The 22,964-nt window shown below is 29.4% G+C and carries 22 protein-coding genes; 13 read left to right on the forward strand and 9 right to left on the reverse strand.

Annotated features, from left to right (window positions below):
- The first annotated feature begins 40 nt into the window (after positions 1–40).
- The 5 genes from purB (at position 41) to H3Z83_RS01630 (ending at position 6,010) form a co-directional block, all read left to right on the forward strand.
- Positions 41–1,384 carry an adenylosuccinate lyase gene (purB, locus tag H3Z83_RS01610; RefSeq protein WP_182123731.1) on the forward strand — a complete coding sequence of 448 codons (1,344 nt, stop codon included), beginning with the start codon at positions 41–43 and terminating at the stop codon, positions 1,382–1,384.
- Positions 1,384–1,800 (forward strand): hypothetical protein, encoded by a 417-nt coding sequence (locus H3Z83_RS01615; protein ID WP_182123732.1) that lies wholly within the window; start codon positions 1,384–1,386, stop codon positions 1,798–1,800. Before purB ends, H3Z83_RS01615 begins: the two co-directional genes overlap by 1 nt.
- Positions 1,801–1,803: 3 nt before the next feature.
- Entirely contained in the window at positions 1,804–2,580 is a 777-nt protein-coding gene (locus H3Z83_RS01620) for a TerC family protein (protein ID WP_182123733.1), read from the forward strand.
- 448 nt (positions 2,581–3,028) lie between these two features.
- Positions 3,029–5,437, forward strand: a complete 2,409-nt coding sequence (locus H3Z83_RS01625; protein ID WP_182123734.1) for a TonB-dependent receptor — start codon at positions 3,029–3,031, stop codon at positions 5,435–5,437.
- Between the two features lie 12 nt (positions 5,438–5,449).
- Positions 5,450–6,010 carry a Ger(x)C family spore germination protein gene (locus H3Z83_RS01630; RefSeq protein ID WP_182123735.1) on the forward strand — a complete coding sequence of 187 codons (561 nt, stop codon included), beginning with the start codon at positions 5,450–5,452 and terminating at the stop codon, positions 6,008–6,010.
- Positions 6,011–6,102: 92 nt separating this feature from the next.
- On the opposite strand, the gene msrA is transcribed toward H3Z83_RS01630, so the two are convergent.
- Positions 6,103–6,759 (reverse strand): peptide-methionine (S)-S-oxide reductase MsrA, encoded by a 657-nt coding sequence (gene msrA, locus H3Z83_RS01635; protein WP_182123736.1) that lies wholly within the window; start codon positions 6,757–6,759, stop codon positions 6,103–6,105.
- Positions 6,760–6,898: 139 nt separating this feature from the next.
- Between msrA and dnaX the strand changes: the two genes are divergently transcribed.
- Positions 6,899–8,596: a DNA polymerase III subunit gamma/tau gene (gene dnaX, locus H3Z83_RS01640; protein ID WP_182123737.1), complete on the forward strand. Its 1,698-nt coding sequence runs from the start codon at positions 6,899–6,901 to the stop codon at positions 8,594–8,596.
- On the opposite strand, the gene H3Z83_RS01645 is transcribed toward dnaX, so the two are convergent.
- Entirely contained in the window at positions 8,593–10,410 is a 1,818-nt protein-coding gene (locus H3Z83_RS01645; RefSeq protein ID WP_182123738.1) for a cation:proton antiporter, read from the reverse strand. The two genes, dnaX and H3Z83_RS01645, sit on opposite strands and share 4 nt — an antisense overlap.
- An 82-nt stretch (positions 10,411–10,492) precedes the next feature.
- Here H3Z83_RS01645 and H3Z83_RS01650 point away from each other — a divergent pair, with 82 nt between their 5' ends.
- The 3 genes from H3Z83_RS01650 to H3Z83_RS01660 all read left to right on the forward strand — a co-directional run bounded on the left by H3Z83_RS01650 (position 10,493) and on the right by H3Z83_RS01660 (position 14,532).
- The gene (locus H3Z83_RS01650; RefSeq protein WP_220455434.1) at positions 10,493–11,320 is read left to right on the forward strand and encodes a universal stress protein; all 828 of its coding nucleotides are present in this window, start codon (positions 10,493–10,495) and stop codon (positions 11,318–11,320) included.
- On the forward strand, positions 11,320–13,515 hold the full coding sequence (locus H3Z83_RS01655) for a SulP family inorganic anion transporter (RefSeq protein ID WP_182123739.1): 2,196 nt from the start codon (positions 11,320–11,322) through the stop codon (positions 13,513–13,515). The genes H3Z83_RS01650 and H3Z83_RS01655 overlap by 1 nt, the downstream gene beginning before the upstream one ends.
- A 69-nt stretch (positions 13,516–13,584) precedes the next feature.
- Positions 13,585–14,532, forward strand: coding sequence for a tRNA dihydrouridine synthase (locus H3Z83_RS01660; RefSeq protein WP_182123740.1), 948 nt, complete (start codon positions 13,585–13,587; stop codon positions 14,530–14,532).
- 181 nt (positions 14,533–14,713) lie between these two features.
- On the opposite strand, the gene H3Z83_RS01665 is transcribed toward H3Z83_RS01660, so the two are convergent.
- From H3Z83_RS01665 to H3Z83_RS01680, 4 genes are all read right to left on the reverse strand, one after another.
- Positions 14,714–15,775, reverse strand: coding sequence for an alanine/ornithine racemase family PLP-dependent enzyme (locus H3Z83_RS01665; RefSeq protein ID WP_220455435.1), 1,062 nt, complete (start codon positions 15,773–15,775; stop codon positions 14,714–14,716).
- Complete coding sequence (locus H3Z83_RS01670) at positions 15,772–16,851, reverse strand: DUF1611 domain-containing protein (protein ID WP_182123741.1); 1,080 nt, start codon at positions 16,849–16,851, stop codon at positions 15,772–15,774. The genes H3Z83_RS01665 and H3Z83_RS01670 overlap by 4 nt, the downstream gene beginning before the upstream one ends.
- Positions 16,852–16,875: 24 nt before the next feature.
- Positions 16,876–17,049 (reverse strand): hypothetical protein, encoded by a 174-nt coding sequence (locus H3Z83_RS01675; protein WP_182123742.1) that lies wholly within the window; start codon positions 17,047–17,049, stop codon positions 16,876–16,878.
- A 360-nt stretch (positions 17,050–17,409) separates the two neighbouring features.
- Positions 17,410–17,970, reverse strand: coding sequence for a helix-turn-helix domain-containing protein (locus tag H3Z83_RS01680; RefSeq protein ID WP_182123743.1), 561 nt, complete (start codon positions 17,968–17,970; stop codon positions 17,410–17,412).
- Between the two features lie 252 nt (positions 17,971–18,222).
- On the opposite strand from H3Z83_RS01680, the gene H3Z83_RS01685 reads away from it, so the two are divergent.
- Positions 18,223–18,528, forward strand: a complete 306-nt coding sequence (locus H3Z83_RS01685; RefSeq protein ID WP_182123744.1) for a hypothetical protein — start codon at positions 18,223–18,225, stop codon at positions 18,526–18,528.
- A gap of 187 nt (positions 18,529–18,715) precedes the next feature.
- Here H3Z83_RS01685 and H3Z83_RS01690 read toward each other — a convergent pair whose 3' ends face one another.
- Together H3Z83_RS01690 and H3Z83_RS01695 are read right to left on the reverse strand one after the other, a co-directional pair.
- Entirely contained in the window at positions 18,716–20,029 is a 1,314-nt protein-coding gene (locus tag H3Z83_RS01690) for a DEAD/DEAH box helicase (RefSeq protein WP_182123745.1), read from the reverse strand.
- A 92-nt stretch (positions 20,030–20,121) separates the two neighbouring features.
- Positions 20,122–20,781 (reverse strand): hypothetical protein, encoded by a 660-nt coding sequence (locus H3Z83_RS01695; protein ID WP_182123746.1) that lies wholly within the window; start codon positions 20,779–20,781, stop codon positions 20,122–20,124.
- A 103-nt stretch (positions 20,782–20,884) separates the two neighbouring features.
- Between H3Z83_RS01695 and miaE the strand changes: the two genes are divergently transcribed.
- Together miaE and H3Z83_RS01705 are read left to right on the forward strand one after the other, a co-directional pair.
- The gene (miaE, locus tag H3Z83_RS01700; RefSeq protein WP_182123747.1) at positions 20,885–21,466 is read left to right on the forward strand and encodes a tRNA-(ms[2]io[6]A)-hydroxylase; all 582 of its coding nucleotides are present in this window, start codon (positions 20,885–20,887) and stop codon (positions 21,464–21,466) included.
- A complete protein-coding gene (locus tag H3Z83_RS01705; RefSeq protein WP_182123748.1) occupies positions 21,466–21,903 on the forward strand; it encodes a DUF4268 domain-containing protein in 438 nt (145 codons plus the stop codon). Before miaE ends, H3Z83_RS01705 begins: the two co-directional genes overlap by 1 nt.
- 42 nt (positions 21,904–21,945) lie before the next feature.
- Here the strand turns inward: H3Z83_RS01705 and H3Z83_RS01710 are convergent, their stop codons facing one another.
- Positions 21,946–22,284 (reverse strand): DUF4870 domain-containing protein, encoded by a 339-nt coding sequence (locus H3Z83_RS01710; protein ID WP_182123749.1) that lies wholly within the window; start codon positions 22,282–22,284, stop codon positions 21,946–21,948.
- Between the two features lie 181 nt (positions 22,285–22,465).
- Between H3Z83_RS01710 and H3Z83_RS01715 the strand changes: the two genes are divergently transcribed.
- Positions 22,466–22,963: a CAP domain-containing protein gene (locus tag H3Z83_RS01715; protein ID WP_182123750.1), complete on the forward strand. Its 498-nt coding sequence runs from the start codon at positions 22,466–22,468 to the stop codon at positions 22,961–22,963.
- Position 22,964: the final 1 nt, after the last annotated feature.

Below are 22,964 nucleotides of genomic sequence, written 5' to 3' on the forward strand. Positions count from 1 at the left end.
GTATTTTCTATTTTTGTTCCTTACAACACAACAACAAAAAATGAACTTAACACAATTAAATGCCATCTCTCCTATTGATGGTAGATACCGTAATAAAGTTGCGGATTTAGCCAAGTATTTTTCTGAAGAAGCTTTAATAAAATACAGAGTAAAAGTTGAAATAGAGTATTTTATTGCGCTATGTGAAATCCCTCTACCTCAGTTGGCAGATTTTAATAAAGATTTGTATGCTGATTTACGTAAAATTTACGAAGATTTTTCATCAGATGATGCTCAAAAAATTAAAAATATTGAGAGCGTTACAAATCATGATGTAAAAGCAGTTGAATACTTTATTAAAGAAAAGTTTGACGCTTTAAACTTACAACAATACAAAGAGTTTATCCATTTCGGATTAACTTCTCAAGATATTAACAACACTGCCATTCCGTTATCTATTAAAGATGCCATGAACGAAGTGTATTACCCAACTTTAGATACTTTAGTTAGTAAATTAGCTGATTTATCGGAAGAATGGGAAAACATACCAATGTTAGCACGTACACATGGACAACCAGCTTCTCCAACTCGTTTAGGAAAAGAATTTTTTGTTTTTGTAGAGCGAATTAACAATCAAGCTATTCACATACAGCATACACCACATGCTGCAAAGTTTGGTGGGGCTACAGGGAACTTTAATGCTCACAAGGTTGCATATCCAGATATTGACTGGAAAAACTTCGGAACTCATTTTGTAGAAGATATTTTAGGACTACATCATTCTTTTCCTACAACACAAATTGAGCACTACGACCATATGGCTGCTTTATATGATGGTTTAAAACGTGTAAACACTATTTTAATCGATTTAGATCGTGATGTGTGGACTTATGTTTCAAACGATTATTTTAAGCAAAAAATTAAAAAAGGTGAAGTAGGTTCTTCAGCAATGCCGCATAAAGTAAACCCAATTGATTTTGAAAATTCAGAAGGAAATTTAGGAATTGCAAATGCTATTTTCGAACACTTATCATCTAAATTACCTGTTTCTCGTTTACAACGTGATTTAACTGACAGTACTGTTTTACGTAACGTTGGTGTTCCTTTCGGTCATACTTTAATAGGGTTTGCTTCTACGTTAAAAGGATTAAACAAATTATTATTAAACGAAGCTAAATTTGCTGAAGATTTAGAAAATAACTGGGCGGTTGTTGCAGAAGCAATTCAAACAATTTTGCGTCGTGAAGCATATCCTAATCCTTATGAAGCTTTAAAAGGTTTAACTCGTACTAACGAGAAAATAACACAACAATCTATTGCTAATTTTATTGATACATTAGAAGTTTCTGATGCTATTAAAAATGAATTAAAAGTAATTACACCATCAAACTATACAGGAATTTAATGAAATATTTTTACGCTTTTTTAGTCTTATTCTTAGTTTTTTCATGCTCACCAGAAAAAAAAGGAGATCCATTACGATTTAAATTTGGAACTTTTGAAATACCTGCAAGCGATAACTACGGAAAAACCGTGATTATTAGAAAAGACAGTTTACAAATAGAGCAATACACTAAAAAGGTTAGCATTTCTACTGATAGCTTAGTTACAGAAAAAGAAACTACAAAAATAGATACGCTTTATATTAAATGGAAAAACAATTTCGCATATAGTTTGCGAATGAAAAACCCAAAAACAGATTTAGATAAAGATCCTATATTTGTACAAATTACAAAAGTAACTGATACTTCGTATAGCTTTACCGCAAGAATTGGTTATTCAAATTTTAAACAAAAAGGAACTGTATATAAAGTAAAATAAACTATGGAAATTTTCTTACAACCCGATACTTGGGGTGCTTTAGTAACCTTAACATTTTTAGAAATCGTTTTAGGTATTGATAACATTATTTTTATATCAATCGCTGCGAATAAGTTACCAGAAAATCAACAAAAAAAAGCAACTAATATTGGTTTGGTACTAGCTATGTTGCTACGTATTGTGCTATTATTTGGTATTTCTTTACTTATTGCCATGAATGCTCCTTTATTTCACATAGACCTATCTTGGTTTAAAGCTGGAATTACTGGACAGGCTTTAATTTTATTTGCTGGAGGACTTTTTCTATTATATAAAAGCACCAAAGAAATTCACCATAAAGTAGAAGGTCAAGAGGAAGACTCTAATGATGGAAAACCTAAAAAAGGATATACTCTTACGCAAGCTATTATTCAAATCACTTTAATTAATATCGTATTCTCTTTCGATTCTATTTTAACTGCCGTTGGTATGACAAATGGTGTTGAAGGTGCTATGATTATTATGATTACTTCTGTAGTTTTATCAATGATAATTATGATGTTATTTGCTAATCCGGTTGGCAAGTTTGTAAATAAACACCCAACTATACAAATGTTAGGGTTATCATTCTTAATATTAATCGGGTTTATGTTGATTGCTGAGAGTGCTCACTTATCGCATGCGGTATTATTTGGTGAAGAAATGGGAACCATTCCTAAAGGGTATTTATACTTTGCAATTACTTTCTCTTTATTAGTAGAAATGTTAAATATGAAAATGAGAGGAAATTCTAAAAAATAACATTAAGAAAACTTTAATAATTAAAAAACAAAGACTTGATAGCTTAATAACTATTAGGTCTTTGTTTTTTTCATACATTTGTGCTACAATTTATGTTTAGTATAAAAAGACATATTGCCCTTCTAAGTATTTTGATATTGCTGCTACCTTCAGCAATACTATTCGCGCATACTTTTGAAAACCATAAACATACTGTTTGTTCATCTACAAATGAACATCACTTTCATGAGCAAGAATTAGATTGTTCTATATTGAATTTTAATTTTGAAGTTTTTTCACTCGATTTTAATTCAGAATACAATTTAATACATATTGCTTATTTTAAAACTCGATTTAACTTACAACCGCAATTTATTCCGGTTCATCATGTTGTAAAAACCCTACCTAGAGGACCTCCTTTTAATTTAATTTAGTTATCACATAAATTAAATTAAAAATAAAATCTTAAATGAAATCAAAACGTATCATTTTGATTTTTTTACTGTTACTAAGTTTTAGTAAAGTAAAAAGTCAGAATTGTAACTACACATTTTCTGGTTTGGTAGAAGATTTCCATGATAAATCTCCAATAGTTGGTGCTACTGTTTATATAAAGAACCAAAACAAATACACCACAACTAATTTTGAAGGAAAATTTTCATTACCAAAAACATGTGCTGGTAAAATTATAGTCGAAATATCTCACGTTGCTTGCGACCCTCTAATTTTTGAATTAAACATTACTAAAGATGTTTATAAAATTATTGATTTAGAGCACCATGAAGAAGAATTAAATGAAGTTAATGTAAAAGGAGCTATTGGTTTAAAAACTAAAACAGCCCAAGAAACTTTAATTAAAACACAAACATTAGAAAAGTTTAGTGACGCTTCTTTAGGTGATGCTTTAAAAAACATCACTGGGGTTTCATCTATAAACACCGGTAATAGTATTGTTAAACCAGTAATTAACGGTTTAAACGGTAGTAGAGTTCTTGTTTCTTTCAATAATGTTAGACTTCAAGACCAAGAATGGGGAATTGAACACGCACCTAATATAGATGTTAACGCTGCTAAAACTATTTCAGTTATTAAAGGAGCCAATGCATTACAATATGGTGGTGATGCTATTGGTGGCGTTGTAATTATAAACCCTATTAAAAGTACTATTAATAAAGATACTTTATACGGAAAGAGTATAATTTCTCAGCAAACCAATGGTCGTTTATTTTCTGCAACTTCAAATTTAAATAAAAGTTTTAAAAGTGGGTGGTTTATTAATGGTCAAGCATCATTTAAAAGAGCTGGAGATTTTGAAGCTGCAAACTATAATTTAACAAATACCGGAATCAATTCAAAAGCTTTTACCTTTAATGCTGGTAAAAAAGAATTCGAAAAAGGTTTTGAATTATTTTACAGCTACCTAACTAATGAAATAGGTATTTTAAGAGCATCCCATTTTGGTAATATAGCTGATTTAGTTGATGCAATTGAAAGCCCAGTACCTCTTTTTATTAATAACTTTAGCTATGATATTGATAATCCTAAGCAAGATGTAACACATCACTTATTAAAAGCTGCTTATTATAAAAGATTTAAAGGTTTTGGTAAACTATCATTACAATACGATTTTCAATCTAACAACAGATTAGAGTTTGATAGAAGAATTGGAGATAGAAAAAATTTACAAGCAGTAGACTTAGATTTAACTACTCATAACTTTAAAGCTGATTTTAATTTAGATGCAGATCCAGATCATGTTTATAAATTCGGAATTAATGGGTTATATCAAAATAATTTTCCAGACCCTATTACAGAAGTTAGAAGATTAATACCCGATTATGATAAACTTAGTTTTGGTGCTTATGCAATTGCTAATTTAAAATTTGACGATATGATCTTATCTGGAGGAATTCGATACGATTTAGAGCATATTAATGCAAAGAAGTTTTATCTACAAAGTAGATGGGATAATTTGAATTATCAAAATGATTTTAGTAGTATAATAATAGATCCTAATGCACCAGGTTCTCAACTTTTAACAAATCCAAAATTTACATATAATAATATTTCTACATCATTAGGGTTGACTTATAATCTTAATGATACGAATTCATTTATTATTAACTATGGTTTGGCTAATAGAGCTCCTAATCCTTCTGAATTGTTTAGTGATGGTTTACATCATTCAGCTGCAAGAATAGAAATAGGAGATTTACGTATGAAAACAGAAACATCTAATAGATTTTCTGCCACATATGCTTACAATAATAACAAGTTGAATATTGTTGTTGAAGGATTTTATAATCATATTAAAGATTTTATTTATATAGAACCAACTGGTGATGAAGATACCAATAGAGGTGCTTTCCCAGTATGGACTTATAAACAAGTTAATGCACAGTTATTTGGGTTTGATACTAATATAGCATATCAACCAACAGATAACTTTCTACTAACTAACAAAAGTTCACTTTTAAAAGGAAGAGATTTATCAGGTAATAGACCGTTGATAGATATCCCTCCTTTTAAAACAGTAACTTCTCTAGTTTTTAAAAAAGAAAACTGGAACAATTTTTACGCTTCTATAGAAAGCGAATACAATGCTAAACAAAATGAGTATCCTAACAATAATTTTGAGGCTTTTTTGCCACTTGAAAATCGTTTTGTACTTGTAGATATTAGCACTCCCCCATCAGCATATCATGTATTAAATTTTTCTACAGGATTTGATTTTAATATGTCTAAAACAAATTTTAATTTAAATTTTTCGATAGATAATGTTTTAAATAAAAGCTATAGAAATTATTTAAATAGATTAAGATATTTTGCTGATGACCTTGGAAGAAATTTTAAAATTCAATTAAAAATTAATTATTAAAAAAACACAAAAATGAAACATATTAAATTATTAGCCGTATTATTTATTTCAGCATTAACTATTACTTCTTGTTCAGATGATGATCCAGTAGTAATAAATGAAGAAGAAGTAATTACTACGATGACTATTGAGTTAACACCTAATGGTGGTGGTGATAAAGTAACTTTACAAAGTAAAGATGCTGACGGAGAAGGACCAACTGCTCCTGTTGTTACTGGTGGTACTTTAGCTGCTAATACAACTTATACTGGTGTAATCACCTTATTAAATGAGTTAGAAAGCCCTGCTGAAAACATTACAGAGGAAGTTGCTGAAGAAGCAGATGAACATCAATTTTTTTATAGCTCAAACGGAGTTTCTGGTACCTTTACTTATGCTGGGACAAACGATTCGAATGGTAATCCAGTAGGTATTAATTTTACTGTTACTACAGGAAGTGCTGGCACTGGAGCTTATGTTGTTACATTAAGACATGAGCCTAATAAAAGTGCAAGTGGTGTAAAAGAAGGAAACATTGCTAATGCTGGTGGAGAAACTGATATTCAAGTTAGCTTCCCTATTACTGTACAGTAATTTAAATAATATTGTGAAAAATTAAGTTATAAGAAACTCCCCAAATTGGGGAGTTTTCTTTTTATATAAACAAACTTTAACTTAATAAAGTTTTAATGCTTTTCTTTTTTAAGCAATTCAGGAAACTTTTTCTTAAAACGATTTAATCTAGGAATCGATACATTTCTTACATAAGGATTATTAGGATGCAATCGCTCATAATTTTGATGATAATCCTCTGCAGGATAAAACTTTGTTAACTTAGTTACTTCAGTTGCTATTTTCCCTTTATAAATTTCTTTATTTAACTTCTTAATGGTTCTGTCAATAATTTCTTTTTCATTGTTATTATTATAAAATGCGATAGATCTATATTGACTTCCATAATCTGGATGCTGTCCGTTTTTAGTTGTAGGATTATGCGATCCGTAATAAACATCTACCAATGTTTGAAAACTTACTATTTTCGGATTATAATAAACCGCAACCGTTTCAGAGTGCCCTGTTCTACCAGTTCCTATTTTCTGATAGGTTGGATTATTAGTATGTCCGCCTGCATAACCAGAAATTGCTTCCTCTACACCTCTTACACTTTCAAAAATAGCTTCAACACACCAAAAGCATCCACTTGCAAAATAAGCTACTTTCAAATCTTTTTCTTGACCAATATTCATAGCCCTTTCTTTATCTTTATTACTATTATTTACTTTTACAAATGAAAAAGTTAGCAAAGCAATTGTTATTAAAATAACAGATCGTAATATTCTCATATATTATATACTTTTTTAAGTTGGTCGTACTAATAACTATGTACATACAATTGTTTACAACTTTAATCTTTCCTTAAGAAATTTGTTTGCGTGTTGTAATTCGGTTTTCTATTTTTGTTCATGTAAACTACAATAATTAATGGAGCATTTTATAGTATCAGCGCGTAAATATCGTCCTCAAAATTTTGAAGACGTGGTTGGCCAACAAGCCATCACCAATACGTTAGAAAATGCTATAAAAAATAACCATTTAGCACAAGCTTTATTATTTACCGGGCCTCGTGGAGTTGGTAAAACTTCGTGTGCTCGTATTTTAGCTAAGAGAATAAATCAAGAAGATGCAACGAATGCTGACGAAGATTTTGCTTTTAATATTTTTGAATTAGATGCCGCGTCAAATAACTCGGTTGATGATATTCGTAATTTAACTGATCAGGTTCGTATTCCGCCTCAAACTGGTAAATACAAAGTTTATATTATTGATGAGGTTCACATGCTTTCGCAAGCAGCTTTTAATGCTTTTTTAAAGACTTTAGAAGAACCACCTGCTCATGCGATTTTTATTTTAGCAACAACAGAGAAACATAAAATAATTCCTACGATTTTATCTCGTTGTCAAATTTTTGATTTTAAACGAATAGGTGTTTTAGATGCTAAAAATTATTTAAAATCTATTGCTGAAAAAGAACAGATTACTGCTGATGATGATGCTTTACATATTATAGCTCAAAAAGCTGATGGAGCAATGCGTGATGCTTTATCAATTTTTGATAGAGTGGTTAGTTTTTCTGGTAATAATTTAACTCGTGAAGCCGTTACTCAAAACCTAAATGTTTTAGATTATGATGTATATTTTAATATGACTGATTTATTGTTAGAAAACAAAATACCAGAAGTATTAATGGCCTTTAACGATGTCTTGAGCAAAGGGTTTGAAGGACATCACTTTATTAACGGATTAGCTTCTCATTTTAGAGATTTATTAGTGGCTAAAGATACTGCTACAGTTGCCTTGTTAGAAGTTGGAGATAATACCAAAAAAAAATACTTAGAGCAAGCTAGTAAAGCAAACATGCAGTTTTTATTACAAGCTATTGATAAGGCTAATGATTGTGATTTAAAGTACCGAGGTAGTAAAAACCAACGTTTATTGGTAGAACTTACCATAATGCAAATAGCCTCTATCACTTTTGATGGAGCAAAAAAAAAATCTAGCAACTACATAATTCCTGCTACTTTTTTTACTTCTTTATCCCCTACTGTAAAAAAACAAGTAGTAGTAAATAAAACTGTTCAAACTCCAAAAGAGGTTTCGGTTACCCCAAAAATTGCTGAAATAAAAACAGAAGTTGCCAAACCTATTTTAAAGAATATAAAACGTCGTACTTCTGCGCTGTCATTAAAAAGTATTCATCAAAAAAAAGAAATTAAAAGCACTTTAGATGAAGAAGAAAATTACGACAATCACCCAAGAACTCCTTTTACTCAGGAGCAACTAGAGGCTTCTTGGAAAAAGTACTTTTTTAAACTTCAAGAAGAAGGAGAGAAAAGTATTGCAGCAGTAATTGCTTCAAACACACCACTTTTAGGTGCTAATTTTGAAATACAATTTTCACTTCCTAGTGATTTCATGAAAGCTCAGTTAGAAAAAGGAAAACCTAAATTATTACGTTTTTTAAGAGAACAATTTAATAATTATGGTCTTCAAATTAACGTTGTAGTAAATGAAACTGTTGAAAAAAAGTTTGCCTATACACCTAATGAAAAGTATGAAAAATTAAAGGAGAAAAATCCTTTAATTGAGAAACTAAAAAATACGTTTGGATTAGACCTCTAAAACTCTATTTTCTTACCTAAATAAATAATACTATTATCTCCATTAATTGAAGCTACATTAAGCTCAGGAATTACCTCGATAGTGTTGTTGTTCTTAACAAATAAAGGAATCGATTTTAATTCACTATTAATCAAATCAAGTTTATTTTTAAAGTCCTCTTTAGAAGTTACTAATACCTCGTTAACATTAGGATAGTCTCTAGCACTCTCGTTTAAATTAATATAATCATCATTAGGCGTAAACAATACATCTTCATTCTCAGAGATTTTATTTTTCACTTCATTTAAACTTGCCAATCTATAGTTTCCTTTTTCACCATAGATTTCAGAAAACTGATTGATTGCGTATTTATTTACTTCATCACTTCCTGTCATTGCTATTAAATACCCTACATCATTCAGTTCTGCATTATCATCTAAAGAATCATTGTAAATATCAATATCAAAAGCTTCTATACCATTGTTTCTAGCTTTTTCAATATAACTCTTATTTTGATCTAGTAATACTACTCTTCTACCATTATTCATTAAGTATTTTGCTATAACTCTAGCCGCATCAGAAGCTCCTATAATTGCAATTGATTCTGAACTCTTTAAAAATACACCTACAACTTTTGCAAACATTCTTGCAGTAGTGGCGTTCAATAAAACAGTACCTAATACAATCATAAACACTAAAGGCGTAATATACTCTGCTCCTGCTACTCCTTGCTTCATCAATTTGGTACCAAATAATGAAGCTATACCAGCTGCAACAATACCTCTAGGGCCTACCCAACTAATAAATAATTTTTCATTTAATTTTAAGGTAGAATTATGAGTACTTAAAAAAACGGATAAAGGCCTTACTACTAAAATTACAATTGCAAAAAGTGCTAATGCTTTCCAATTAAAAATTAGCATTAACTCACTAATATTCATATTAGCTGCAAGTAAAATAAATAAAATTGAAATTAGTAATACCGATAACGATTCTTTAAAATATAATAGCTCATCTAAGCTTTTTAAATTGCTATTCGCTATTACCATACCCATTACTACTACTGATAATAATCCTGATTCGTGAGCAAATAAATCTGACAGTACAAATACAAATAACACTAACGATAACGAAACCACATTTAGTAAATAATGAGGAACTAATTTTTTATTGATAATAAAAATCAATCCATGTGCAAAGGTGAATCCAAAGGTTAATCCGAAAAGTAAAATTTTACCAAACTCTATTAACGCAGTTTTTGTAAAACCACTTCCCCCACCAACACTAATAAATTCAAAAACTAGTACAGCTGCTAATGCACCAATAGGATCAATTAAAATACCTTCCCATTTTAATACAGCAGCTACATCCTTCTTTAAAGGAATATTCCTTAGAATCGGAGAAATTACTGTAGGCCCCGTTACAATGATTAATGCAGAGAATAACAAAGAAATTTCCCATCCTAAGCCTAATAAGTAATGAGTAACTATTCCTGATACAACAAAAGTTACTGCCGAACCAAGTGTAATAAGCTTAGTAATTACTGGCCCAACTGTAGTTATTTCGCTTTTCTTCAACGTTAACCCTCCTTCAAAAAGAATAATACTAATTGCAAGTGACACAAAATAAAATAATCCATCTCCAGGAAACAATCCTTTTGTACCATTCCATATAGGTTCAATCCATTTACTTCCATCAGAACTTAAAAACTCTGCTGCAATCGGACCAACAAACAAACCTATTAATATTAAAGGCAAAATTGCGGGGATTTTAAACTTCCACGCAAACCATTGTGCTAAAATTCCTAAAATAATAATACCTGCCAGTTCTACCATAGTTAATTTTTTAAGTAAAAAGTACTCTTCTTTAAATTAGAATAATTATTCTATCTTCGAAAGCTTAAAAATAAACAATATTTTGATTAAAAAAATTTTAATTGGTATTGCCTTTTCACCTAATTTAAAAGCCAATTTATTTGAAGCTTTACGATTAGGTAATATGTTTGGAGCCGAAGTTATTGGGGTTCATGTTGGAGATAAAACAGAGAAAAAGGAAAAAGAATTACAAGGTTTATTAAATGAAAGTCCTGTAAAAGATCATACTTTTAAAACATTTTGGCAAAAAGGAGAACCTGTTGATGTAATTTTAAACATTGCTAACGAACAAGCTGTTGATTTACTTATTTTAGGTGCTATTCAAAAAGAAAACCTTTTTAAATATTATGTTGGTTCTATTGCTAGAAAACTTACCAGAAAAGCCAAATGTTCTGTTCTATTATTGATTAAACCATCAACAGACAGAATACAATGTAATCACATTGTTGTTAACGGTTTAAAAGACGAAAAAACTCAAGAAACACTTAAAACTGCTTTTAAAGTATCGCAAGATTTAGGGTGTAAACGAGTTACCATCGTTGAAGAAATTAGTCAAACTGAATTAAAAGTAAAAGTTAGTGATGATGCTACTTTACGTAAAAGTACAATTGCTAAAGAAAGATTAAAAACACGTGAAGATTTACGTGTAAATCACTTATTAAAAGATATAGATACAACAGACATAATTGTAAAAACTCAAAGTATTTTTGGACAAAGAGGTTATTCTATTGGACATTATGCTAAAGTTAAAAGAGCAGATTTACTTGTTATGAATGCTCCAAGTAAAATGGGAATATTAGATAGGATTTTTCCTCACGATATAGAACATATTTTAGCTGAATTACCAACCGATGTTTTAATTGTTAAATAATGGAAAAAAAGAATTTATTTAAAGCGTTTTTAGGCAAATTACCACAAAATATTTTTGCTGGTTTTGTAGTTTCTTTAATAGCACTTCCATTAGGTTTTGGTTTGGCTTTAGCTTCAGGAGCTCCTCCCATTTCTGGTGTTATTGCAGCAATTGTAGGTGGTACCGTTGTAGCTATTTTAGGTGGCTCAAATGTTACAATTACTGGACCTGGTAATGGATTAGTTGTTGTTGTTTTAGCTGCTATTACTACTTTAGGAGCCGGCGATATGCAACAAGGGTATTTATATACACTTGCAGCCATTGTAATTTCAGGAATAATTATGGTGATTCTAGGATTCCTACGCCTAGGGTCATTGGGAGATTTCTTTCCTTCATCTGCTATTCAAGGAATGTTAGCTGCAATAGGAATAGGTATTTTTGCTAAGCAAATACATGTTATGTTTGGTAACAATTCTGCTAAAGGTAGTATTGTTGAGTTAATAGGACAAGTTCCGAATGGAATTATAGATTTAGTAAATACAGATAACCAAAGTGTTTTATTTGCAGGAATTGTTGGTATTGTAAGTTTACTTATTATGGTTTTTTATAGTAAAATTAGAAATAAGTACTTTCAATTGATTCCAGCTCCAATGTGGATTGTAGTTTTAAGTGTTGGTATGTACTATTATTACGATATGTTCTCAGCATCAAACTACCCTATTGATAAAAGTTTACTAATTAACTTACCAGATGATGTTTTATCAAACTTTGCTTTTCCTGATTTCAGCAAAGCATATCAATGGGATTTTATCAATGCAGTAATCGCTATTACATTAATTGCCAGTATTGAAAGTTTATTAAGTATTAAGGCTGTTGACAAATTAGATCCTTTAAAAAGAAGATCTAATGTAAATAAAGATATTAGAGCACTTGGTTTGGCTACTGTAATTAGTGGTTTTTTAGGAGGATTAAATGTTGTTACCGTTATTGCTCGTAGTTCTGTAAACGTAAATCAAAAAGGTAGTAATCGTTCAGCTAATTTTTTTCACGCTATATTTTTAGTCTTATTTATACTACTATTTGCAACTGAATTACGTAAAATTCCGCTTTCTGCATTAGCAGCTATTTTAGTGTATACCGGTTTCAAATTAGCTTCTCCAGAAAATATTAGAAAAGTATTTAAAATAGGAAAAGAACAGCTAATTATTTTCCTAGTAACTTTACTTACTACTATTACTACAAGCTTAATTACCGGTATTCTAGTAGGTATTTTAGTTACTTTTATTATTCATTTAGTAATTAATAAAAGTATTACTTTGTTTACAAGAAACATTTTTAAACCTAATGTTTTAATGTTTAAAGAAGATGGTAAATATTATGTTTCAGTTAAAAACTTTTCAAGCTTTTTAAATTACACTAAATTAAAAGCTAAACTAGATCAGATTCCAGAAAATGAGGATGCTATTATCGATTTTTCAATGTGTGATTTTATCGATCATTCGGTAATGGAAAACTTAAATAATTATGCAGAAGGATTTAAACGTAAAGGTGGTCATTTTGAAGTAATTGGTTTAGATGGATATAAAACAGGAAGTGAGCATCCTTTTGCGCTTCGTAAAAACATTCCGCTTCAAACAGAAGAGAGTGAAAGTAAAAACAACTTAACCAAAAGACAGAAGTCGATACAATCTATAGGTAATGATTTAGGTTGGAATTATAAAAGACTTCCTAAAGTTCCTGTTACAATAATCCCTCATTTTGGGTATTTTAAAACACGTCAAATCAACAAAATATCTAATCTTTTATCAAACGAAAGCTGCACGCTTTTTGATGTTGAATTTTCTGAAGGTGAGTTAATCGCTAAACAAGTTGTAAAAGCAACCATGATGTTTATTAATATTGATAAGAATGTTCCTGAATTTACGCTAGACAAAGAAGGAATTTTTGAATACATCTATCATTTTGCAGGGTTTAAAGATATTAATATTGACAATCACCCAGATTTTTCTAAACGTTTTTATTTATCAGGAAAAGAGGCTACTGAAATTAAACAATTCTTTAGCGATGAGCTTGTACTATTTTTCGAAAGCAATAAATACTACCATATCGAAGGAAACGAAAAAGGTCTCTTAATAATTGGTAGAGAGCGTTTAGCTGGTATAAAGGAAATTAAATCTTTAGCTGATTTTGGTATTCGTTTAAAGAAAGTTGTTTAAAAAAAAGTATAAATAATAGTTACTCTTTATAAATGATAAGTAAGTTATATTTGCAGCTTACTAAACAATATGAGTTTTACCTTACTTTCTTCTCCTTTACAAGGATTTACCGATTTTCGTTTTAGAAATGCTCAACACAAGTATTTTGGCGGCATAGATACTTATTATGCTCCTTATATTCGGTTGAATGGTAAAATGAAAATAAAATCGAGTTATGAACGTGATTTATTACCTGAAAACAACAACACTTTAACGGTAATTCCGCAAGTAATCACCAACGATGCTGATGAGTTTTTGTTTGTTGCTAAATATGTACAAAGTTTAGGATATAAAGAGTTAAACTGGAATTTAGGTTGCCCCTACCCAATGGTTACAAAATCAGGTATGGGATCTGGCTTGATTTGTAATCCTGCTCGAATTGATGAAATATTACATAAAGCTCATAATGAAACTGATATTTTGGTTTCAATGAAAATGAGGTTGGGTTATGAAAATAGTGAGGAGATTTTGAACTCATTTGCTACACTAGATAAATACCCTTTAAAAAATGTAGCTATCCATGCTCGTATTGGTAAACAATTATACAAAGGAGGTGTTGATTTAGATGCTTTTCAAAAATGTATCGATGTTGCCAAACATCAATTATATTATAATGGTGATATCACTACTGTAGCAGGCTTTAATACTATGAAAGAACGTTTTCCGAGTATTACACATTTTATGATTGGTCGTGGTTTAATTGCAGATCCGTTTTTACCACAAATGATAAAAGACAACACCACTGAATATCCTAAAGACAGATGGAAAATATTCAAAGAATTTCACGATGAAATTTATGAGCAATATGATGCCTATTTATCTGGACCAACACCAATAAAAATGAAAATGTTAGGTTTTTGGGAGTATTTCTCACAATCTTTTTCCGATCCTCGTAAAACCTATAAAAAAATTAAAAAAGCTACGAACCCTAAGAAATATCAAGCGGCTGTTAAGGAAATCTTGGGTGGGGAGAGATAGATTTACATTAGTGTCCGACTAAAATACGTTTTTTCTTAAAATTGAAGTTGTTACCTAACTAAATATGTATAGTTAGAAAAGTTGATGGTGAATGGTTTTCTCTAATCTAAATTGAAGGAGTTAAAAGTTTATTTCTTTTATCTTTTGCTTCTACTACTTCACAATATGTTTTTACATTCATTTAATATATTATATTTTTAGTTATATACGAAGAATTTAAAACTCTTAACAGCGCTTTATAATTCAAAGAAAATTCAACAGTATCTGCTACGTTTAAGTTAGATTTTGTATTATCAATCATGATATGATCACTACTTGCTCCTAAAATTGATATGTTTTGTTTAGGTATAATTCCTGAAATAGCAACATCTTGCCTTCCTATAGCAAGAATACCTCTATTCATTACTCCTTTATCTTTAATTTTTCTGATTTTACCGTTGGCATTTTGATATATTTTCCCGTAAGGTTTAGAGGGTTTGATTTTTGTTTCAATAATTTCTACTACTAATGTAAAAGCATCTGTAAAAAGATTTGGTATTACTTTTCTACAAAGTGCTTCTCTACCTAAAAACATGGATTCTCCTATACGTAAATTATTAATTCTACCTGTATTCTTTGAAGATTTGAACCAATTATAATTTGCAGAATTTCCTCCAGAAACAATTGTTAGTCTAATTTTAAATTTGTTCTCTAAATGAATAGCTATTGATGAAAGTTCATTCATCTTATTTACATCTGGATTTACTCCACCATAGCAAGCTAAATTACTTCCTATTCCTATAAAATCAATTCCTTTTAACTCTAATACTTCTTTTACTGTATTATCAATGTCAACAGGCATAATTCCTTCTCGTAAATCACCCAATTCTACCATAAGAATTACTTTATGAATAGTCTGATGTATTAAGGCGTACTTTGAAAGCTCTTTTAGAATTTTTAATTCAGAATTTAAACTAATATCTGCATAGGTAACAACTTCTTCTACTTGACTTAAAGATGGTGTTCTAAGCAATAAATATTGTGCTTTAATCCCACTCTTAATCATTTTCTTAATATTTTCAATTCGCGAATCTGCAAGAATTTCAATACCATTTGCTACTAAAACAGCTGCTATTTTTGGGTTACCTCCAACAAGTTTTGTTACGCCTGTAATTTCAATTCCTTTAGTTTTGTATAACTTTTTTAATTGTTGGATATTATGAGTAATTTTTCGAATATCAATATCTATCCTTGGAGTTCTCAAACCAAGGCTAAATCTTTTTTTAAGTTTGGAAATTTTTTGGTTAATGCAGTAACTAATTTATCACATCCATACATTAAAGCATCTGTTGTAGGAAGGTTATATTCTAATTCATATTCTTTAATAACATTTTTAACCTCGATAGCTGTCATACACTCATGATTAATAGTAATAGCTATGACTTCTGTTTTAGAAAATGTTTCTATCATTTCTATTTCACCTTCTAATCCTAACATGGGTATTTTGGGGTAATCGCAATATTTTTTTCTTCTTGGTGGATGTTGAATAATAATTGCATCTGGCATTGCTCCTCGTATAATAGCACTTGAAGAAGTAAATGCTGGATGGCTTAAAGCTCCTTGTCCTTCTACAATAATAATATCAGGTTTCTCTTTTCTATACGCATTTAAAATAGCATTCTCTACTTCTCCTGATGCGTAACCTGATGTTAAAACATCAACCGCTATTCCATATTTTGAGCCTTGTAACAATCCTGTTTGTCCAGTAGTTATAAAAGACACTTTAATTCCCTCTTTCTTTAAAGCATTTACCAAAAGTAAGGCAGATGTTCGTTTTCCTACTGCACAATCAGTTCCCATGACAATAACAACTGGAACCTTAACTTCTTTTACCTCACCTGTGAAATGATGAAGCTTTTCTCGTCTTGGTGGCTTCCTTACATCTTGAATAGTAACTCTGTGTTTAATTGCCATATTTGCAAATACAGCATTGTCATTTAAAAATTCGGGCAAACCATTAACAATGTTCATTCCTCTTTTAATAGCTGATAATATTATTTCTTTTTGAGAAGCATCTAGAAAAGAAGTGAGAGGTGCAATACCATAAATAAAGTATCTAGGAATACTACCTAATATATCTAGTGCGCTCTCAGTGTTCTTAAAAATTGGAATTTCATTTCTTACACCATCGAGAATTTCTCCTGCATCTTGTCCTACTTTAGAACTATCTATAACTCCTACAATATTATACCTATCTGATTGACGAACTAAACCATTAGCTACTTTCCCATCTACCTTTCCAAATTCATTCTCACAATAAACTAATGCATCTACTTTCATTATACTTTGGTTTTTAACTCATTATTAAACTACTTTATATGGTTTTAGCTCTCTTTCAAAGTAAACTAACTCTTTACCTAATGGATCATTTTTAATTGTACAATAGTAAATTTTTCGAGCATATATTCTTATTTCTAATAATATCTCTGGCTTTACTATTGCAAAAACTAAATCTCCTGTTTTATATTTATTTTTCATATTATTTTTTTGATAAAAAATCAACTTTTATTCTGATCTATTTTTTAAATTTCTTTTTGCAATTTTAGCTGCTTTCTTTTCTTTGGGCGTTCGTGAAGGCGGTGTTTTTCCTGATTTTTGTTTTATTTGCTTCTCTTTGGACATTTGGATTGTTTTTATGTTTTAATATTAAGTTTTCAGTTCTTTGTTTATAAAAAAGGGTTAATCTTTCAAGCGTTCTTTTACTAAGATTACTATTTTTTGGTATCTCATTCATGTTAAATTATTTATCTAAATAATTATATAAAATATTGTAGTATATAAAGGTCTTAAATAACAAGGGTAAGTTTGTTACATAACTTTATTTAATTATTACATATATCATAGGTTTTCTAAATTTCTTTTTCGTTTCAATTTCATTTTTTTATAGAAAGAAGGAGTAAGTCCTGTTGATTTTTTAAATTGATTAGATAAATGGGCTGCACTACTATAATGAAGTTTATTTGCTATTTCTTTTATATTTAACTCATCGTATAACAATAACTCTTTTATCTTCTCTATTTTATGGTTAATTATATAGTGTTGTATAGTAATACCTTTTACTTCAGAAAAAGTATTCGCTAAATATGTATAATCATAACCTAACTTATTACTTATATAGCCTGAATAATTAATTTTTGGAATTTCTTCAGAATGATGAATCATATTAATAATTACAACTTTTATCTTTTCAATTAAAATACTTCGTTTATCGTCCAATAGTTCCAATCCCCACTTTAATAATTTCTTTTTTAATTGAATCCGTTTTTCCTCTGATACATTTTCTAAAACCTCAACCATACCAAGTTCTACTACAAAATAATTTAAACCTATTTTTTTTAGCTCTTTCTCTACCTGCATTTTACAACGCATGCTTACCATGTATTTTATATATAATTTCATTTTTTCATCTTGTTTTATTACTGAAAACTAAAGTAAAAGCTTACATTTTATTTTATATATTCTTAGGATTAAGAAGATAAGTTTAAGAGAGCTAAATATAGCTTTCTTAAATGAAGTGAATTAATCTTAAAGATAGTGAAAAACCACTCAATTAATACTTAATTAAATGAATTACAACAACTTAAACAAGACACCCTAATAATAAAAGCACTATCTTAGTAAGATTATTAATTTCTAACAGCAATTATTACCATGTGGATATATAACAAATACACTTTAGGAGATATAATAACACATAGTAATTTTATAGACTTAGATTTCCAAGTACATGATATATTAAAAACCGAACCTGATACAAAAGGAAGATATTTATATCATTGTGTATTAGTAGATGGCTATCCTGAAAAATTAGGTGAACAATTTAAATATCATGAATCTAGTTTATCTCTTATAAGAAAAGGAACTCAAAAAGAATTAGAAATTCTTTTAAATACATCAATTGTTAACGAAGAGTATGAACTTTCTCAAAAATTAAAAAACATTTTAGATAATTTTTAAAATAACTGCTAGTTATAAATCACTTTAAATATCAAAATTGAACTATTTGTAAATGAATAATAAATATTTAAAACTATTCTCAAATAATAATAGCAACAAACATTCTACTTAAATCCATCTCACTTACCAGAAAATAAACGTATAACTCAAAAACTTATTAATAAAAACAAAACACTACTCTTTTTCATTACACAATACTAATACGAACCTTCTTATTCTTTAAACGTCGGTTATTTAAATTTTCTATGAGTTGTTTAGCTTCCGTTACTGGTACTGCAATAAAAGCGCAATCTTGTTTTAACTCGATAACTCCTACTTGCTCTTTGGTTAAATTCCCTTTTTTAAAGAACAACCCAGCGATATCTCCTTTTGAGATTTTGTCTTTTCTACCTCCAGAAATAAATAAGGTTTCCCAATAACGTGGTTTCATTTTTTGTTTATTAGAAATATCAACATTCGGGGCATTTTTAATAAACTCAGGCAAACTTTCTTTTTGCCATTTTAAAATATAAGCGGTTCCTTTTGCGTTAACTCTTGCAGTTCTACCATTTCTATGCGTAAACTCTTCTATTCGTTGTGGTAACTCATAATGAATAATATAATTCATTTCTGGAATGTCAATTCCTCTTGCTGCTAAATCTGTCGCTAACAATACTTGACTTGTTCCATTTCTAAACTTAATCAAAGAACGTTCACGATCTCTTTGTTCCATTCCTCCAGAAAAACAACTATGAGCAATTTTATTCTTAGTTAAAAACTCACTTACCTGTTGTATACTATCTTTCAAATTACAAAAAACTATTCCTTGTTGGTTACCAATATGCTGTAATAAATCAACTAAAGTTTGATTTTTATTTTTAGCTGGAGAAACTACTGTTTTTAAGGTTAACTTTTTTGGTGTTTTACCTGTTAAGTAATTTAATACTGTTGGATTGTTTAAACCTACAAAATTTGGAATTTCAGCTTCTTGAGTTGCTGATGTTAAAATACGTTTACTAATATTTGGTAATTGGTTGATAATTCCTCTCATTTCGTACTCAAAACCTACTTCTAACGATTTATCGAACTCGTCTAAAATTAACGTTTTAATATGATCCTTAGAAAAACGATCGTTAGCAAAATGATCTGCAATTCTACCAGGTGTTCCTATTAAAATACTTGGTATATGTTTTAACTCTGTTTTATCTTTAGTCATTGAGCGTCCACCGTAAACAGCATTTACTTTTAAACCTGTTCCCATTTCACGAATTACTTGCTCTATTTGAATCGCTAATTCTCTTGATGGCACTAAAATTAATACTTGAACTTCCTTTTTATCAGGATCAATTAATTTTAATACTGGTAATAAAAAACTTAACGTTTTACCAGTTCCTGTAGGAGAAAGAATAATTGTATTTGTTGTTTTATCAACTGTTGAAATAGCATTCTGCTGCATTTCATTTAATTCATAGATATTTAGTTTTACTAAAATATCTTCTTGCGTTTTTATCGTACTTGCCATAATCCTTTTATATCTATGAAATTTATTTCGATAGCAAAGATAGGTAGTCTATACAAAGGTTTTAATAAAAAGAACTATTAAGTATAAATACACTAGGAAGTTTTTCCTGTCTTAATATATTTTACAGCATTTTCTATAGACCTTGCTTTAGCTTTTAACAATGTTTTGGTAAAATCAAACATAAAAACTGAACTCTCTCCAATAGCGTCAAACTCTAATAACTGTTTTTGTTTTTTAATATCATAAACAGCAAATTTTGTTGTTACAACACAAAATTCTGTAGAATTATGCTGCCCAAAACTTCCAGGTCCAAATCCTGGAGAATAAGAAGTTACTATTCTATTATCTATTTTAAAACCCTTTATATAAAACAAATAATTCTGATTAGTATTTAAAAATAATAAATTTATGCTATTCTGATTTCCTGCATTATATCCTTCTGCTAATAAATCCCAATTTTTATTAGCATCAATTTCTACTTTTGAATACTGATTGTTAAGTTTTATATATGTTCGAAATTCATTTAAATATGATTCTAAAAATGCTTTATCAGTTTTAAAATTTTTCTCGAACGTTTTTTTAAAGTTGTTTAATTCTACTTTATCATTACCTGCTATTAAAATTTGTTTGGTACTAGATTTATCAATCTCCCCTGTTTTAACAACATTATTTATATAATGCCTTGTTGGCATACAAGAACTTAAAAATAAAGTAATAAATAATAGTATAAGTATGTGTTTATTGTTTTTCATAGCAAATGAGTTAAAAAATCGATGGCAATAATAAAAACTTTATCATTTAAAAACAACATAAAGCTTTCTCCTTTTTTATAACTTTGCGCTTTCAAATACAATTATGTTAGGATTAAAATTCGAAACTGAAACTTCTTGGGCAGATATTGCCAAAGATAACTTACAACAAATATTAACAGATCATGCATTTTTAGAGCAAAAAGCGGCATCAAATGCTGTTTCTTTAATTATCAACTATTCTGAAGAAACAGAATTAGTGCAAAGCATGAGTGCAATTGCTATTGAAGAAATGGAGCATTTTAAAATGGTACATGATTTTATGGTTAAACGTGGAATGGTTTTAGGTAGAGAGCAAAAAAACGATTATGCTATTCAGTTACAAAAGTTCTTTACTAAAACTAAAGATCGTACTGAAGCTTTAATTCAACGTTTGTTAATTGCCGCTTTAATAGAAGCTAGAAGTTGTGAGCGTTTTAAAGTTTTTTCTGAAAATATGGAAGACGAAGAGTTATCGAAATTCTATAAAGACTTAATGATTTCTGAAGCGAATCATTATACTATATTTTTAGGATTTGCTCGTCAATATCAAGATAGAGAAATTGTAGATAAGAAATGGAATGATTTAATTGCTTTTGAAGCTGAAATGATGAGAAACCGTGGAACTGTTGCTAAAATCCATGGATAATGTTTAGTAAAGAAGAATCAGCTCGCTTACGAAAAGAATTTTGGACTAGTTTCGGAAAATCTTTTCCAAGAAAGTGGTTATTATACAATACTAAAATAAAAGGGTTTGCTTTTAAATTTCAAGCAGATCGTAAAAACGCATCTGTATGTTTAGATTTCGAAAACCCAGATGATGTTGCTAATGAATTATTATACGATCAGTTATTAGCATTAAAAAAGATTTTAGAAACTGAATATTTACCTGAAGTAATATATCACGATAGTTTTGAGTTAGATAATCGAAAAATTATCCGTCGTATTTATGTTCCTTTTGATAAAAAGTTTAGCATTCATAATAAAAATACTTGGAGAGATTGTTATGAGTTTTATGTTGAAACCATGGAACAATTTGAGTTATTTTATTATGAATATGAAGACTTTATAAAACAAGCTATATAAAAAAACGCCTCTAAAAGGCGTTTTTCTTTTTTAAAATATATACTAACTAAAAAATTGTATGCTTAAAGGATAGCTAGGTTCTTCGTTATTACTGGCTTTTACAGCATTAATTATTGGAAAAATAAAATAGAAGATTCCAATTACAACAAAACCTAATAGTCCTAAACCAAAAAGCAAAACTAATGGAATACATAATAATACGTATAAAAACATTGAAATTCTAAAATTTATAATTGCTTTTCCATGTTTATCCATTCCTAAAACTTCATCCTTCTTTACTGCCCATAATAGTAATGGTACAATCAATCCTCCTATTCCAGTTATAAAGTCTAATAATTGACTTAAATGAGTTATTACTAATAGTTGCTTGTTCTTCTTCATGGTTAATGTGGTATTGGTTTATTATATGACGAATATTCTCTTATTTTGTTACACTTTACATTATTTTTACCTCACAGGAAAAACACCCTTTTTGCTAAAAATCAGCGTTTTAACTTTTTTCAATTCAATAATTCGTTATATATTTGACCAGATTTTTTTAAAACCCCTAACCCCCAAAATAATGAATAACCATCCCCTAAGGTTATTAGTAGTGTTATGTGCACTAGTTTTAACATCATGTTCATCGAGCAATGAAATCGAATTGGCTGAAAACACTCCAGAAGTGACTACTACAATCAGCGAAAAAGCAATAGAATCAGATATTTTAAGTCGTATTAATGATTACAGAGTTAGTAATGGTTTTTCTCCATTAGACAAGCTACAAACGATTAAAACTCAAACTAATAATCATACAAACTATATGATTGATAAGAATGAGGTATCTCATGACTTTTTCTTCCAACGCAAAGAATATTTAACAAAAAATGCTAGCGCAATTGGTGTTGGTGAAAATGTAGCTTACGGATATTCTTCTGCAGAATCTGTAGTTAACGCGTGGATAAAAAGTGAAGGTCATAAAAAGAACATTGAGGGTGATTTTACTCACTTTGATGTTACTGCTGAAAAAAGTGCAGATGGTAAATGGTACTTTACTAATATCTTTGTTAAGAAATCATAAG

This window comes from Tenacibaculum pelagium, from assembly GCF_014062345.1.
GTDB lineage: Bacteria > Bacteroidota > Bacteroidia > Flavobacteriales > Flavobacteriaceae > Polaribacter > Polaribacter pelagius.